Below are 14549 nucleotides of genomic sequence, written 5' to 3' on the forward strand. Positions count from 1 at the left end.
TCGAATGATGACGGTGAGCTTACTCTCAGGGATGATCGACAGTTCCCCAATCAGCAGGAAAGCCCGCCACCGGCACGGGACCGAACCCCGACAGCGCGTACCGTCTCCTCCCGCACCTCAGCCCACCGGACAGAGAAGGTCAAATGAGGCAATCAGCAGCCCATAGCCCCCTACAGTTGTGTGCCAATTGTCGGGCTCGGAATCGATGGCGGGGATCGTGGGCGTTTCGGAAGGGACGGCGGCCGTGCTCGCCGGCCGGTATCGGCTGGACGAGCTGATCGGCCGGGGCGGTACGGGCGAGGTGTGGCGCGGTTACGACCTGCGCCCTGGCTGGCCGGTGGCGGTCAAGATCCTGTCACCGCGGGTGGCCGACGCCGCGGTGCGCGAGAGGTTCGCCAGGGAGGCCAGGACCGCCGCGCGTATCGTCCACCCCAACGTGGTGACCGTGCTCGACATGGGCGAGCACGAGGGCCGCCCGTACCTGGTGATGGAGTTGCTGGCCGGCCGGGATCTCGCCGCCGAGCTGGCCGAGCGCGGACCGCTGAGCGTGTCCGAGACGTGCCGTCTGGCGGGGCAGGTCGCGCTCGGGCTGGACGCCGCGCACCAGGCGGGGGTCGTGCACCGCGACGTCAAACCGGCGAACCTGCATCTGGGCGCGGGCGGCGTGCTCAAGGTCGTCGACTTCGGTACGGCCAGGGTCGCGACCGAGGCCGCGATGCGACTGACCTCGGTGGGAACCGTCATCGGCACGGCCGCCTACCTGTCTCCCGAGCAGATCCGAGGTGAGGCCGGAGCCGCGGCCGCCGATCTGTACGCGCTCGGCTGCGTCTGCTACGAGCTGCTCTGCGGGCGCCCCCCGTTCGTCGGCACGGCGACAGAGGTGCTCTCCCAGCATGTCGGCGCCCGGCCGGACCCGCCCGGCCGCTACCGGCCCGGCATCCCCGCGGAGCTGGAGAGACTCGTCCTGGCCCTGCTGGAGAAGGATCCCGGCGCGCGGCCCACCGGCGCGGAGGTCGTCCGCGGGCTCCTGGCCGCGGCGCCCCGCCGGGCGCCGCACGCGTCCGGGCCCCCGGCGCCGACCTCCGTGCTGCCCTCGGTGCCTCCCGCTCCCGCAGGGCAGGAGGGCTCACCGGTGCGGGCGTGGGCGGGGCGGACGACGAGGTTCCTGCGGGAGAGCCCACCCGGCATGTTCGTCGCGATCCTGCTGGGCGTGGTGACCGTGCCGGTGCTGGTGGCCCTGTGGGCGTCGGCCTCGCCGGATCCGGTGGGACAGGGCACCGCGGCGGTGCCATCCGCGATCACGTCGGCGGCGCCCCCGGAGCGGTCCGCGCCCGCGTCGCCCACACCGGCCGTCTCGCGGAGCGCGTCCGCGGCGCCGGCCCCCGTGCCCAGCCGGACCGCGCCGGCGGCGGGCGGATGGCAGGCGCGCCTGGCGGCCCTGGGACAGGCGGTCACCGCGCAGGAGCTGCAGAGGGGAATCGACCCCAAGACGGCCCGCAAGGTCCGCGAGACGATCGTCAAACTCGCCAGGAACATCCAGGAGGGCAAGAACGAGAAGGCCCGTGACGAACTGCGCAGGCTCGGCCGTGAGCTGAGCGAGGCGCAGCGGAAGGGCAGGATCGCCTCGGCGGGGCCGCTCCCCGACTTCCTTCGAACCTCGGGGCTCACCCTCCAGGGGGACGGCCAGGTGGACGGCTACGAGTCCGGGCCGCGTCATCACAGCAGCGATGACGACGACGATGACTAGGGCACGTCTTTCCAAATGCCTGCGGGCGCGAAGAGAGGGTGTCCACGATCGTTTGTGACGACGAACCTGGACACCCTCGTGACCGCACTTTACGTGAAGATCGACGACGAGTGGGCGGGTATCGCACGCCTACCGGGACGGCCTCCGAAGCTCAGTCACTCGGAGTTGCTGTGCCTGGCGGTGATGCAGGCGATGCTCGGCTTCCACAGCGAGGCCCGCCGGCTGCGGCACGCCCGCGAGCACTACCGCCACCTGTTCCCCTTCCTTCCGCAGGACGCGGGCTACAACAAACGGCTGCGAGCCGCGCTACCACAGATCAAGCGGGTGATCCGAATGCTCGCCAAGGACACCGACTTCTGGCACGACACGGTGTGGATCACCGATTCGACGCCGGTGCCCTGCGGCATGTCCCGGCCTACCGTCAAACGTTCGGAGCCGGCGAGCCGATGCTGAAGAAGGTGCGCCAGCTCATCGAGTCCGTGAACGACACCCTCAAAGGTCAACTCGACCTGGAACAACACGGTGGAAGAACCGCCGGGGGCGTGGCCGTGCGCATCGCACAGCGCGTGCTCACCCTGGCCGCCGCGATATGGCACAACTTCCAGACCGGACAGGCGGTCAGCCGTTCACTGACCGCCTACGACCACTGACCGTATTCGGAAAGACTCGTCGAGGAGAAGCTGCACGCTGCGGAAGGCGGCGAATGCCAGTTACTCCCGTCCGACGAGGGCGTGAGATGAACCGGCGATCAGAATTCGACCGCTGGTTCGGCCCCCGATCACCATGTGCAACCTGGACGCCGACCAGGCCACGGCGATCTCAGTTGTGGATCCCTTTCTTACGTCGGGTGGCCTCATATGACACCGCTACGCTTGCCGGGATTACCTCACCGATCAAGCGGAGGCGAAGCCTACGAAGTAGGCAAGGATCATGAGTCCTCCTAGAAGGAGGAGGTAGATCAAGCAGCCAACCCCGTTCGACGGCAGAAATCGCAACACGAAAAAGTTGAATATGACAGAACCGATACCGATAACGATCAGTGCGATCGGATCTTTGGTCCATGCCCATGCCAGGTAGGCGAAGACGGCGCTCGCGGCTAGATTTTCGAGGAGGCGACTCTCGAAGGGCGACAACTTCGATCGAGGTGATCGATCTTGTGATTCGTCTTCGGTCATAAACAGCCCCTTCTTTTAGGGTATTCCAGAAAACAGGTTATAATCACCTGTACAACAACTAGCGGCGGGAGCCTACCGGGAACACATAGAGCGCTACTGGACCAACTCTAGGTGTGAAGGGCATTCCATGGATGGCGACCGACGAGTGTTGCACGGATCGAGGACGCCAAGCAGGATGTGACTGATTCGGACTGCCTGGATGGGCTGTACCATGGCCGACTCGGGGGCGGGCTGGATTGCTTCAGTCCTCCTTGTCGATACTCATAGCCTGCGACAGGGGAAGCCTGCTTCAGAGCATCTAAACCAGAAGTCCTATGAGTGCCTTGATCTCTGGCGCTAAGTGATTCGCCAACTTGAGGATGTCGATGAACCGGTTCCGCAAGTCGACAAACGACTCCTCATCGGCAACAAGAATGTCCACGGAAGCCGCGAATCGGCCTACCGGCTCGGGCAGTTGCTGGGTGTGTGTCGCCACTCCGTCCGAGGCGCAGGAGAAATCGAACCAACCGCATCGGGTTGGGTCCGCAAACTCGTTGCTCACCCAGATTGCCCGGCCCATCGCGTCCTGCACGACGATCAGGGTCCGACAGCGCAAAGCTCCCCAGGGAACTCGGTTGCGGGTAGTGGACTCAACGGTCAGCAGGCCGTTGCGCCACAGGGTGGCTTTGGTCTGCACGAACTTGTTCCAGCCGATGTACTGCTCTTCATAGGCGCGCGTTGGCTGGGGGGTGTCAGGCTGCGCTACATGAGTGCCAGAAGCCCAGACCGGCCGGCCGTCGCCGGTGTAGATCACCAGGTTCCGGTCGTCCTGTAGTACAAGCCGCGCTCCGGGGTTGCCATCGGTGCCAGAGGCCCATGATGGGTAGTTCACGCCGTTGTAGAGAACGAGATTGCCATCGCCCTGCATGTCAGCTCTGTTGGGACGTAGCGATAGGGGGAGCGTCCACGTGTTCGTGGCCCACACCGGAGTGGTGAGATTCTGTCCGTCAGCGTATAGAACGAGGTTGCCGTCGCCTTGCATAATGAGGCCGTACAGTCTGTTCGGCGATCGCAGGACTTCGCCTGTGGCCAGTGATCTGCCGATCAGTTCACCCACGTATTCGCCCATTTCCTGCCGCCCCCACATTCGTTCGATTCTGGGTATGTACTCGCTTGTCAATGTCATCAATCACGCAAGTAAGATGACATGCGTACCCATGAAGTAGGCCGTGCCCAGGAATGTTGGTCACGCGCTTTCGTTCATAAGGCCCATGTAGGAAGTACGCTTCCTTGGCGAGTGTGCACTCCAAAATATGGCGCTTTGAGACGGCTTGACCATGGAGAACAATGAGTATTGACTTATCGCCCATTCTATGCCCACTCCGGCAAAGGTCAGGCGAGGGGGGTGAGAGCCGTGCCATCACTGTCCGGCGAGGACTATCGCAGACTGTTGAAGTTCGTAACCCTGGCGATAGATGATGTGAGACCGCACTTTCCCAGTGTCACGATGAACGCATGCCTTCGTGAACTTTTCGAGGCTGATGTCGTCGGGGCCGGGACCGTCGACCTGCTGGGCACCTCCAGTCGGCGCTGGGCCACCAATCCGGCCCCGGTTGATCTGGGATCTGTGGGGTTTCACGAGCTCGCCATCCACCATCCGATCTTGGGCGCTTACCGTCGCAGCCAAGAGACGACACCATTACGGCTGAGCGACGTCTCAGACTCGTCGGACGATCGTGACGCTCTTCGCTTTCTCCAACTCGTGCCGGGCATCAGTCGAGTAATCACCATTCCCCTGGCCGTCTCGGCACTACGCATCAGCGTGATTGCCATCATGCGTTCCGGCCGCGACTTCGCCACCCGGGACATGCTTATGGCCCAGCGACTTCAGCCGATCGTCGCTGGTATCTATGCACTTCAGGTCAGCGATGCCCCCGGCAGGCCAAGAGCCCTCAACCCAGCCGGTCTTTTTGACGATGACCTGGATATCCGGCTCACGGAGAGAGAACTCGTCGTACTCGGCTTCCTGAGCAGCGACCTGATCCCGGCTGCGATAGCCCGCCGCCTCGACATGTCACCAAGGACGCTGGACAAGCACATCCAGCACATCTATCGGAAGTTTGACACTCGTGATCGCACCAGCACTGTTCTGAAGGCCCAAAACCTGGGATTCTTCCAGCGTTCTTGACGGGATGTTTCCACCGGGGCGACGCTGTACCCAAGTCCTTGCTTGTACAAGGTGACCGTGACGACCCCGGACATCGCGGGTGATCAATAGAGGTAGCCGCACGGGGAGTGCGGCTCTCGCTCGTCGAACTTTTCTACCGTGCCGCAACCGATTTGCCTGGAGCCCAACCAGGCGTACATCGCACCCACCGAGATCCTTCCGCGCGAGGGGTTCCACCAGCGGTGCTCAGGAATGGTCGCCGACCGCCTTCTGGCCGGGCTAAGGCCAGCACCAGGTAGGTGTTGTGGACGGTGCCGGGCGCGTACCCGGCCGCGCTCAGCCCTCCAATCAGGTCCTTGACCATCGGCCGGGTGACCGCGTTCAACGGCATGTGCCCGACGTGGGGGGTTGATGCGGTTCTTCAGGGAGACGGCGTAGCCGGTGGCGGTGCTGGGGGCCAGGGTGATCCGCGCCGTCAGCCACCTGTCGGCGTGGGTCTCGAAGGTCACGTTCCCGGCCTTGGGGCGGTCTTGAGCATGCCGGCTTCCCCGATGCGCAGCCGTGCCACCGAGGGCCGCACGTCGCCGCCCTCGTCGGAGTCGTCACCAAGCGGCCAGTTCACGTGCTGCTCGAACGTGGCCCCGAACCGCCCGCTGTCTTTGTAGTTGAAGAACTGATCGAGCCCGTTGATCAATTTAGACATGAAGCGACGGCTGGCAGTTCAGCTCACCCCTCGCCACGGGAAACGATCCCCAGGGAGCGGAGTTCCTCGTCGAGGCGGCGGACGTGCTTGTTGCCCGCCCACGGCTGGAGCCGGGCACGCGCCTGACGTACGGAGTCGGCGAGCCGACCAGAACTGTGCGAGCTGGTGAGGTGGGCAGCATCGCGGATCTTGTCGACTTATGACAAGACTCCTGAGAGCTACCTCGCCGGTCTCCACCTTCGCGCCGCGATGATCTGGTTTAAAGACCTCACCCGGACCATCCCTTGATCACAACCAAATACGCGCCCTAGTGCGAGACGGGGATGCCCGTCGTTCCCGGGTAGTGCTGAGGTATGACCGCAGAATCGAAGGATCCGCTGGCGGATCTCAACCCGTTCGACATATTCGACACCGAGGCCCTCCGCCTCGACCGTTTCTTCTCCGGGCTCGACGCGGAGGGCTGGCGGCGTCCCTCGCGGGCGGCGGGCTGGTCGGTCCGCGACGTGCTCGGGCACCTGGCGGGGGAGGAGCTGTACAACCACGCCTGTCTGGACGACGACATCGACGGGTTCGTCGCGATGCTCGGGAGCGAGGGAGTGGAGGGCGGTTTCAATGCCTTCAACGCCTGGTGCGTGCAGCGCCGCCGTGACGTTCCGGTCGAGGAGGTGCTCCAGGAGTGGCGGCGCGAGAACGGGGAGACGCGCGAGCGGATGCGCGAGCTCGGCCGCGACGCCTTGCTGCCGACCCTCGCGGGGCCGTACCCGGTGGGGTCGCAGACCTTCCACTACGACTCGGAGTACGCCACCCACGCCGACGACGTCGGCGCGCCCGTCGCGGAGGACGAGGAGGACGAGCGGGTCTGGTGGCGGGCGAGGGTGGGCGCGTTCGTGCTCGCGGAGCAGGGGGCGAAGGTCCAGGTCGAGCTGACCGCCGACGGGATCTGGGTGCACGCCTACGACATGAGCGAGCAACTGGGGCCCCCGGCGTTCGTGGCGGCGACCGTCGGCCGCCTGCCGGACGACCACCCCGTCGACCATCCCCTCGACCGCAGGCTCAGGGCCGCCCTGCGCTGCCTGGCCTGAGCTTTTCGAGGCCTCAGCGGTCGTTCTGCCCCTGTCGCCCCTGGCCCTGGCCCTCGTCCCCGTCCTTGCGGCGCATCCGGTGCGGGGTGCCCGCCCGCGCGCGCTCCTCGGGGTGGGCGCGTACCCTGCGCAGGCTGAAGACGACGGTGACCAGCAGCACCAGGAAGATCACTATCAGCGAGAGCGGGGTCGGGATCTCGGGGAAGGACCGGGAGACGTCCTCGTGCAGGAAGGCCAGGATGAGCTTCAGGCCGATGAAGCCGAGAATGACCGCAAGGCCGATCGACAGGTAGACCAGGCGCTCCAGCAGGCCCTCGATCAGAAAGTACAGGGCACGCAGCCCCAGCAGCGCGAAGGCGTTGGCGGCGAAGACGATGAGCGGGTGCGTGGTGACGCCGAAGACCGCCGGAATGGAGTCGAGGGCGAACAGCAGGTCGGTGCTTCCGATCGCGAGGAAGACCACGAACAGCGGGGTGACCATCCGCTTTCCGTCCTCGCGGACGACGAGCTTGCCGTCGTGCAGGTTCTCGGTGACCGGGAGCGCCTTCGAGATGAAGCGGATCAGGGGGTTGCTCTCGATGTCGGGCTCCTCGTTCCGGTGCCGGACGAGCTGGATCGCCGTCCAGATCAGCAGCAGGCCGAAGAGCAGGAATGTGAAGGAGAAGAGGCTGATGGCCGCCGCGCCGACCGCGATGAGGACGGCGCGCAGCACGAGGGCGGTGGCGATCCCGAAGAGCAGCACCTTCTGCTGGTTCTCCGGGGGCACCGAGAAGCGCGCCATGATGATGACGAAGACGAAGAGGTTGTCGACGGAGAGGCTCTTCTCCACCAGCCACCCGGCGAAGTACTCGGCCGCCAGCGTCGACCCGGCCAGCCACCACAGGACCAGGCCGAAGGCGATGGCCACGCCGATGTAGAAGACGCTCCAGGCGGTGGCCTCGCGGATGCCCACGGCGTGCGGCCGGCGCGCCGCCACCACGAAGTCGAGGACGAGCAGCGCGATCACCAGCGCGACGACCGCGATCCACACACCTATCGAATCGATCGCCACCCGTGCACCCTCCTGCCGGTTGAGAATCCTCGCTTACCCTCAGGTAAGGGGATCCACACCCGGAGGCTACCGCCCCACGCGACGGACACGGGATGGTGAAGGGAGCGCGGGTCAGCGGGCCGAGCGGGCCCGGTGTTTGGTCCAGATGTCCAGGGCCACGGCGGCGAGCAGGACCAGGCCCTTGAAGAGCATGACCCGCTCGCTGGGCGCGCCGATCAGGGACATGCCGTTGTTGATCACAGCCATGACGAGGCCGCCGACCGCCTTGCCCACCCCGCTCTGGACCGCGGCGCCGCCGATGAAGGCGGCCGCGATGGCGTCCAGCTCGAAGCCGTTGCCCGCCGTCGGGCCGGCCTGGTTCAGCCGCCCGGCGAAGACGATCCCGGCGAGCGCCCCCATGTTGACGAAGATCCAGAACGTGACGGACTTGCGATCGAGCGGATCGTGATCGACGGTTACCCTGATGGTCTCCTTTGCCGCCATAGTGGCGCGGTAGTACCGCACTAAGATCTTTTCCGCTGGTCGAGGTGTCGGCTGCGAAGTGGTCCTGTCGCCGCCCCGGGTCGGGCCGGCCCGCCGGGCGGAGGCGATTCTGTCGATACGGTACGGAGTGCCGTCACGTGTGGGTGACGTTCTTGTGAAATTCGGTGAACACGGCCGCTAGGTGTGATCTTTAGGCTGTCCTGGGACTTCTTTGGACATCGGCTCTGTTTGTGAACAGGCATTGGTCACTTGTTCACTAAACTCATGTCTGATAGAACAAATGCCACATGTAGGTCGGGTGGACGGCTCCCCGCGCGGCCTATCCCTCGTGGCCCCCTGGAGGACTGCCGTGCCCGGCTTCTCTCGTCTCAACGGTCCGGGATCCCCGGCGCTGTCCCGCCGCTCGGTCCTGCAGCTCGGCAGCGGGGTCGCCCTCCTCCTGGCGACCGGATGCGCCGCGGGCACCACGGCGGGCGGCGGATCCGCCACCCCCGCAGCGAGCACCGCCCCCGGCGGGACCCCCGCCGCCTCGAAGCTGCGGATCGCCGTGAGCAGCTACCTGAGCAGCTGGGACCAGGACTTCGTCGGGTTCGACCTGACCGCGCTGATGCTCTACAAGAACGTCTTCCCCTACATGATCGACTACGGGGTCACCTCGGTCGGCGACGGCCAGATCCTCGACACCGAGGCCATCGCCCCGACCTTCGCCGAGTCCTTCGAGCCCGACGCCGACAACAAGGTCTGGACCCTCAAGCTGCGCAAGGGCGTCAAGTTCGCCAGTGGCAACGAGATGACCGCCAAGGACGTCAAGTGGTCCAAGGACCGCGCGTTCGCCGCGAAGGCCAACGTCGCCGGCGTCTACCGGCTGATCGGGCTCACCAAGGCCGACCAGGTCGAGGTGGTCGACGACTACACGGTGACGTTCACCCAGGCCTTCCCCAGTGCCCTGACCCGGCAGATCCAGGCCATCTCGCTGTACGTCTTCGACTCCGAGGAGGCGAAGAAGCACGCCACCGACGCCGACCCCTGGGCCAAGGAGTGGTTCGCCAAGAACCCCCCGACCGGCGGCTACTTCAACGTGGAGAAGGCGGTCCAGGGCCAGGAGATCGTGCTCACCGCCAACGCCGGCTACCCCGGCCCCGACGGCGCCAAGAGCTCGGAGATCAGGCTGAGCGTGGTGCCCGCGGCCTCAAACCAGCGCCTGCAGCTGCAGAACGGCGACATCGACGTCGCCTTCGGCATCGGCCAGCGCGACATCAAGGACCTCAAGTCCACGAAGGGCATCAAGGTCATCTCCGCGCCGAGCAACAACCAGCTCGTCATCCAGATGTCGGTGACCACCGCCCCCTTCGACGACCCCGCGGTGCGCAGGGCGCTCGCCCACGCGGTGCCGTACGAGCAGATCATCGCCAACGTCTACGGCGGCGACGCGCGGGCGGCCAAGAGCGTCGTCCCGCTGGACATGCCCGGCTACTCCGAGACCGGCTACCCCTACGCCTACGACGTCGCCAAGGCCAAGGAGACACTGGCCGCGGCGGGCAAGACCTCGATCACCTCCGAGCTGGTCTTCCAGACCGACAGCGAGGAGCAGCAGCAGATCGCCGTACTCGTGCAGAGCGAGGCCAGGAAGGCGGGCATCGAGCTGAAGCTCACCCCGCTCGACCCCGCCACGCTCGCCGAGCGCAGGGAGAAGAAGAACATCCCCCTGCAGGTCACTCTGGGCCAGCTCTGGGTCAACGACGTGGAGTACATGCTCGGCACCAGCCTCACCAAGGGCGCCAGCCTCAACTACTCCAACTACGTCAACCCCGAGATCGAGAAGATCTTCGAGGAGTCCCACACCGTCGTCGACGCGGCCGAGCGCGCCAAGCTCTGGCTGCGCGTGCAGGAGATCCTGGCCGAGGACGTGCCGTGGGCCGTCATCTGCCAGCCCAACTTCAACCTCCCCGTCCGGGAAGAGGTGGCGGGATGGGTCCAGCCGATGGACGGCCTGGCCCGGCTGCGCTACCTGAGCATCTCCTCCTGATCCATGCGTATCCTCCGGTTCGTCCTCAGGCGGCTGTTCCAGCTCGTCCCGGTGCTCCTCGGGGTGGTCGTACTGACCTTCCTGCTCGTCAGAGTCCTGCCGGGTGACCCGATCCGTACCATCCTCGGCCCCAACGCCACGGAGGCGGACGCCGCCGCGGCGCGGGCCAGGTTCGGGCTGGACCGGCCCCTGTGGCAGCAGTTCCTCGACTACGTCGGGGGACTGTTCACCGGTGACTTCGGCACCTCCATCCAGAGCGGTGCCCCGGTGGGCTCGGAGATGGCCCTGCGGGTCGGGCCGACCATGGAACTCGTGCTGATCGCGCTGGCCGTGGCGCTGGTGCTGGCGGTGGTGCTCGGCATCTGGTCGGCCAGGAACGCGGGCCGGTTCGGCGACCACACGGTCCGTGTCGCGGCGCTCATCGGCAACTCGGTGCCGGAGTTCTGGCTCGGACTGGTGCTGGTCCTGGTGGGCTACAGCGTGCTGGGCTGGTTCCCGGCACCCAGCGGCCGGGTGGATCCCGACACCGAGCTGAGCCTGATCACCGGCGCCGACCTGCTCGACGCGGCGCTGACCGCCAACGGCCCCGCGTTCGTCTCCGCACTGGAGCACCTCGCGCTGCCGGTGGCCACGCTCGTCATCGTCATCGTCGCGCCGCTGCTGCGCAGCGTCCGGGCCTCCGCGCTTGAGGTACTGGCCTCCGAGGCGTACACGGCCGCCGCCGCGCACGGCCTGAAGGACCGGCTGCTGCTCCGCGGCTACCTGGTGCGGGCCACGCTGGTGCGGCTCCCCGCGCTGGCGGCCCTGGTGTTCGGCTTCTCCATCGGCTCGACGGTCCTCGTGGAGTACGTCTTCTCCTGGCAGGGCTTCGGGCAGTGGGCGCTGCGCGGCCTGCTCTACCGGGACTACCCGGTGGTTCAGGCGTCGGTGCTCGTGATCGCGCTGTTCTACGTGGTGGTCTTCCTCATCGCCGACGTCGTCCACGCGATCCTCGACCCGAGAGTGAGGATCTGATGGCCGAAGCTTCAGGAGTCCGGGAGGCGGGCGCGGACCGCCGCTTCGCATCGTCCCTGATCACGGTGGGCTCCGCCATCCTGGCCCTGGTCGCGGTGGCCGTCGTGTTCGCGCCGCTGCTGAGCTCCTGGGGCCCAGAGGAGATCGACCCCCTCGCCTCTCTCACCCCGCCCGGCGGTGCGCACCTGCTGGGCACCGACCTCAACGGCATGGACGTGTGGAGCCGGGTCCTGCACGCCGCCCGGCTCGACGTCGGCATCGCCGTCGCCGCGGTCGCCCTGGCCGTGGTCGCGGGCAGCCTCGTCGGCCTGGTCGCCGGATACCGGGGCGGTTGGGCCGACGACGTGCTGATGCGGGTGCTCGACGTCTTCCAGGCGTTCCCCACCTTCATCCTGGCCCTGGCGGTGGCCGCGCTGCTCGGCGGCGGCACGGCCAACCTGGTCGCGGTCATCGCCCTGGTGAACGCGCCCGCCTACGCCCGGCTGGTCCGCGCCGAGGTGCGCTCCATCAGGGAGCTGCCCTTCGTGGAGGCGTCCCGCACCTCGGGCTCCTCCTTCTGGGGGGTGCTCTGGCGGCACGTACTGCCCAACAGCCTGACGCCGGTACGCGTCATCGCCCCGCTGAACTGCGGCTGGGCCATGCTCACGCTGGCCGGGCTGTCCTTTCTGGGACTCGGCGTGCCGGTGCCCACCGCGGAGTGGGGCGCCATGATCAGCCTCGGCTCCGGCGACGTCGTCGCGGGCCGGTGGTGGACCTCGGTCCCGCCCGGCCTCTTCCTGCTGATCTGCGTCCTGGGCTTCAGCCTCCTCGGTGAGGGCCTGCAGGAACGCGCCGACTCCACGAGGAGGTGACAGACGATGACACTCCTGTCGATCGAGGACCTCTCCGTCGTGATCCGCCGACCGGGACGCCGGGTCGCCGCGCTGAGCGGGGTGAACCTGAGGGTCGAGCCGGGTGAGGTGGTCGGCCTGGTCGGCGAGAGCGGCGGCGGCAAGAGCATGGTGGCCCGCTCGATCGTGGGCCTGCTGCCCGGTGGCTCCCAGACCAGCGGACGGGTCATGTTCGACGGCGCCGACGTGCTGACGATGGGCACCGCCGAGCTGGAGGCCTTCCGCGGGCACGGCGCCGCGATCTGCTTCCAGAACCCGCGCGGCGCGCTCAGCCCCACCCGTACCGTCGGCCACCAGCTCGTCGACCGGCTGGTCACCCACCGGTCGCTGGCCCCGGCTCCGGCCAGGGAGGTCGCCGCCGAGCTGTTCGAGTCGGTCGGCATCCGCAGCCCGAGGCGTCGCCTGGACGCCTACCCGCACGAGCTCTCCGGAGGCATGGCGCAGCGCGTCATGATCTCGCTGGCCACCGGGTGCGCACCCGGCCTGCTGATCGCGGACGAGCCCACCACCGGGCTGGACGTCACGCTCACCAGGGAGATCCTCAACCGGTTCCGGCTCGCCGCGAACGCCGAGCGGCGCGGTGTCCTGCTGATCTCCCACGACCTGGCGTCGATCGCCGAGGTCTGCGACCGCGTCGTGGTGCTCTACGCGGGGACGGCGGTGGAGAGCGGTCCCGGCCCGCAGGTGCTCCACGAGCCCGCCCACCCCTACACGCGGGCGCTGCTGCGCTCGGTGCCCGACATCGGCGGGCGTCCGGTGACCGCGACCCCCGGAGCGATGCCGCTGCTGACCGAGGCGCCGTCCTCCTGCCCGTTCGCGCCGCGCTGCGCGCACGCGACGCGGCTGTGCACGGCGGACCTCCCCATCGCGGGGCCGCTGGCCCTCGACTGGAGCGTCGCCTGCTTCCATCCCCGCTCGGGTCCCCTCACCGACCCCGCCGAGGTGCCCGTGTCCCCGGTCCGTACGGCGCCGTCCGGCGTGAAGGACGGCGTGAAGGACAGTGGTGCGAAGGACAGTGCGAAGGACAGTGCGAAGGACAGTGCGAAGGACAGTGCGAAGGACAGTGCCGAGGACGGTGCGAGGGACGTCGCGAAGGACGGTGCGAGGGACGTCGCGAAGGACGGTGCGAGGGACGTCGCGAAGGACGGTGCGAGGGACGTCGCGAAGGACGGTGCGAGGGACGTCGCGAAGGACGGTGCGAGGGACGTCGCGAAGGACGGTGCGAGGGACGTCGCGAAGGACGGTGCGAGGGACGTCGCGAAGGAGCGCGGGGAGGTGCTGCGCATCGAGGACGCGCACGTCGTCTACCGCAGCCGCTTCGGCGGCGGGGGGCACCACGCGCTGCGCGGGGTCAGCCTCAGCGTCGCCGCGGGCGAGACCCTGGGCGTCGTCGGGGAGAGCGGCTGCGGCAAGAGCACCCTGGCCAGGCTGATGCTCGGCCTGGTGCAGCCCTCGCGGGGCAGGGTCGAGGTGGCCGGGCACGCCCTGTCCGAGCTGCGCGGCAGGCGGCTGCGCCGGCTACGTACCCGCGCCCAGCTGGTCTTCCAGGACCCCGTCGGGTCGCTGAGCCCCCGGCGGACCGTACAGGACGCGATCGGTGAGCCGCTGCTCGCCGCCGGGGTGCCCGCCGCGGAGCGCGTCTCGCGCGTCGCCCGCGTCCTGGAGCGGATGGAACTGGACCCGTCGATCCTGGGGCGGCGCCCGCACGAGCTGTCCGGCGGGCAGGCGCAGCGCGTCGGCATCGCCCGCGCGCTCGTCGGCGAACCCGACCTGATCGTCTTCGACGAGCCGACCTCGGCACTTGACGTCACGGTACAGGCGCAGATCCTGAAGGTGATCGCAGAGGTGAGCGGCGACAGTTCGCGTGGCTCGGTCTTCATCTCCCACGACCTGGCCACCGTGCGAGGGTTCTGCGACCGCGTCGTGGTGCTCTATCTGGGACGGATCGTCGAGGAGGGGCCGGTGGAAGAGGTCTTCGGCAACCCCAGGCACCCCTACACCAGGGCGCTGCTGTCCAGCGCCCCCAGCCTCGGCGCCGGTTACGGCGGCCCGCAGGTCGAGTTGACCAAGGATCTACAGGAGGCGGACGCCGCCGGAGGCTGCGCCCTCGCGCCGCGCTGCCCCTTCGCGACCGACGAATGCAGGGAGCAGGAGCAGGAGCTCCGCCCGTACGACGCGAGCCTGGTCGCCTGCCGCCGCGCCGCCGAGATCCCCGCGCTGATCGAAAGGTGA

Annotated in this window: 12 protein-coding genes and 1 pseudogene; 8 read left to right on the top strand and 5 right to left on the bottom strand. The window is 67.6% G+C overall.

Annotated elements, in window-relative coordinates; translation table 11 throughout:
* The first annotated feature begins 217 nt into the window (after positions 1 to 217).
* The gene (locus OG884_RS28165) at positions 218 to 1747 is read left to right on the top strand and encodes a serine/threonine-protein kinase (RefSeq protein ID WP_326637820.1); all 1530 of its coding nucleotides are present in this window, start codon (positions 218 to 220) and stop codon (positions 1745 to 1747) included.
* A 54-nt stretch (positions 1748 to 1801) separates the two neighbouring features.
* A pseudogene (locus tag OG884_RS28170) lies at positions 1802 to 2397 on the top strand (hypothetical protein).
* Between the two features lie 243 nt (positions 2398 to 2640).
* Here the strand turns inward: OG884_RS28170 and OG884_RS28175 are convergent.
* Positions 2641 to 2922 carry a hypothetical protein gene (locus OG884_RS28175; RefSeq protein ID WP_326637822.1) on the bottom strand — a complete coding sequence of 94 codons (282 nt, stop codon included), beginning with the start codon at positions 2920 to 2922 and terminating at the stop codon, positions 2641 to 2643.
* Between the two features lie 298 nt (positions 2923 to 3220).
* Entirely contained in the window at positions 3221 to 4048 is an 828-nt protein-coding gene (locus tag OG884_RS28180) for a hypothetical protein (protein WP_326637824.1), read from the bottom strand.
* A 267-nt stretch (positions 4049 to 4315) separates the two neighbouring features.
* On the opposite strand from OG884_RS28180, the gene OG884_RS28185 reads away from it, so the two are divergent.
* Complete coding sequence (locus tag OG884_RS28185) at positions 4316 to 5089, top strand: helix-turn-helix transcriptional regulator (RefSeq protein ID WP_326637825.1); 774 nt, start codon at positions 4316 to 4318, stop codon at positions 5087 to 5089.
* 484 nt (positions 5090 to 5573) lie between these two features.
* On the opposite strand, the gene OG884_RS28190 is transcribed toward OG884_RS28185, so the two are convergent.
* Positions 5574 to 5771: a hypothetical protein gene (locus OG884_RS28190; RefSeq protein ID WP_326637826.1), complete on the bottom strand. Its 198-nt coding sequence runs from the start codon at positions 5769 to 5771 to the stop codon at positions 5574 to 5576.
* Between the two features lie 353 nt (positions 5772 to 6124).
* Between OG884_RS28190 and OG884_RS28195 the strand changes: the two genes are divergently transcribed.
* Entirely contained in the window at positions 6125 to 6853 is a 729-nt protein-coding gene (locus OG884_RS28195) for a maleylpyruvate isomerase family mycothiol-dependent enzyme (RefSeq protein ID WP_326637828.1), read from the top strand.
* Positions 6854 to 6866: 13 nt separating this feature from the next.
* Here OG884_RS28195 and OG884_RS28200 read toward each other — a convergent pair whose 3' ends face one another.
* Both OG884_RS28200 and OG884_RS28205 read right to left on the bottom strand, forming a co-directional pair.
* Positions 6867 to 7904, bottom strand: coding sequence for a TerC family protein (locus tag OG884_RS28200; protein WP_326637830.1), 1038 nt, complete (start codon positions 7902 to 7904; stop codon positions 6867 to 6869).
* 111 nt (positions 7905 to 8015) lie between these two features.
* Positions 8016 to 8387 (bottom strand): hypothetical protein, encoded by a 372-nt coding sequence (locus OG884_RS28205; RefSeq protein ID WP_442811539.1) that lies wholly within the window; start codon positions 8385 to 8387, stop codon positions 8016 to 8018.
* Between the two features lie 349 nt (positions 8388 to 8736).
* Between OG884_RS28205 and OG884_RS28210 the strand changes: the two genes are divergently transcribed.
* Genes OG884_RS28210 through OG884_RS28225 form a run of 4 tightly spaced genes read left to right on the top strand, consistent with a single transcriptional unit; the run spans position 8737 to position 14549 of the window.
* On the top strand, positions 8737 to 10413 hold the full coding sequence (locus OG884_RS28210) for an ABC transporter substrate-binding protein (RefSeq protein ID WP_326637832.1): 1677 nt from the start codon (positions 8737 to 8739) through the stop codon (positions 10411 to 10413).
* Between the two features lie 3 nt (positions 10414 to 10416).
* Positions 10417 to 11427 carry an ABC transporter permease gene (locus OG884_RS28215; RefSeq protein ID WP_326637834.1) on the top strand — a complete coding sequence of 337 codons (1011 nt, stop codon included), beginning with the start codon at positions 10417 to 10419 and terminating at the stop codon, positions 11425 to 11427.
* Complete coding sequence (locus OG884_RS28220; RefSeq protein WP_326637836.1) at positions 11427 to 12278, top strand: ABC transporter permease; 852 nt, start codon at positions 11427 to 11429, stop codon at positions 12276 to 12278. Before OG884_RS28215 ends, OG884_RS28220 begins: the two co-directional genes overlap by 1 nt.
* A gap of 6 nt (positions 12279 to 12284) precedes the next feature.
* Positions 12285 to 14549: an ABC transporter ATP-binding protein gene (locus OG884_RS28225; RefSeq protein ID WP_326637838.1), complete on the top strand. Its 2265-nt coding sequence runs from the start codon at positions 12285 to 12287 to the stop codon at positions 14547 to 14549.

Source organism: Streptosporangium sp. NBC_01755, from assembly GCF_035917995.1.
In the GTDB taxonomy this organism is placed as follows: Bacteria; Actinomycetota; Actinomycetes; order Streptosporangiales; family Streptosporangiaceae; genus Streptosporangium.

Coding starts and splice junctions, on each gene's coding strand:
- OG884_RS28175 (WP_326637822.1), bottom strand. CDS start 2,922: ATGACCGAAGACGAATCACAAGATCGATCACCTCGATCGAAGTTGTCG.
- OG884_RS28180 (WP_326637824.1), bottom strand. CDS start 4,048: ATGTGGGGGCGGCAGGAAATGGGCGAATACGTGGGTGAACTGATCGGC.
- OG884_RS28190 (WP_326637826.1), bottom strand. CDS start 5,771: ATGTCTAAATTGATCAACGGGCTCGATCAGTTCTTCAACTACAAAGAC.
- OG884_RS28195 (WP_326637828.1), top strand. CDS start 6,125: ATGACCGCAGAATCGAAGGATCCGCTGGCGGATCTCAACCCGTTCGAC.
- OG884_RS28205 (WP_442811539.1), bottom strand. CDS start 8,387: ATGGCGGCAAAGGAGACCATCAGGGTAACCGTCGATCACGATCCGCTC.
- OG884_RS28215 (WP_326637834.1), top strand. CDS start 10,417: ATGCGTATCCTCCGGTTCGTCCTCAGGCGGCTGTTCCAGCTCGTCCCG.
- OG884_RS28220 (WP_326637836.1), top strand. CDS start 11,427: ATGGCCGAAGCTTCAGGAGTCCGGGAGGCGGGCGCGGACCGCCGCTTC.
- OG884_RS28225 (WP_326637838.1), top strand. CDS start 12,285: ATGACACTCCTGTCGATCGAGGACCTCTCCGTCGTGATCCGCCGACCG.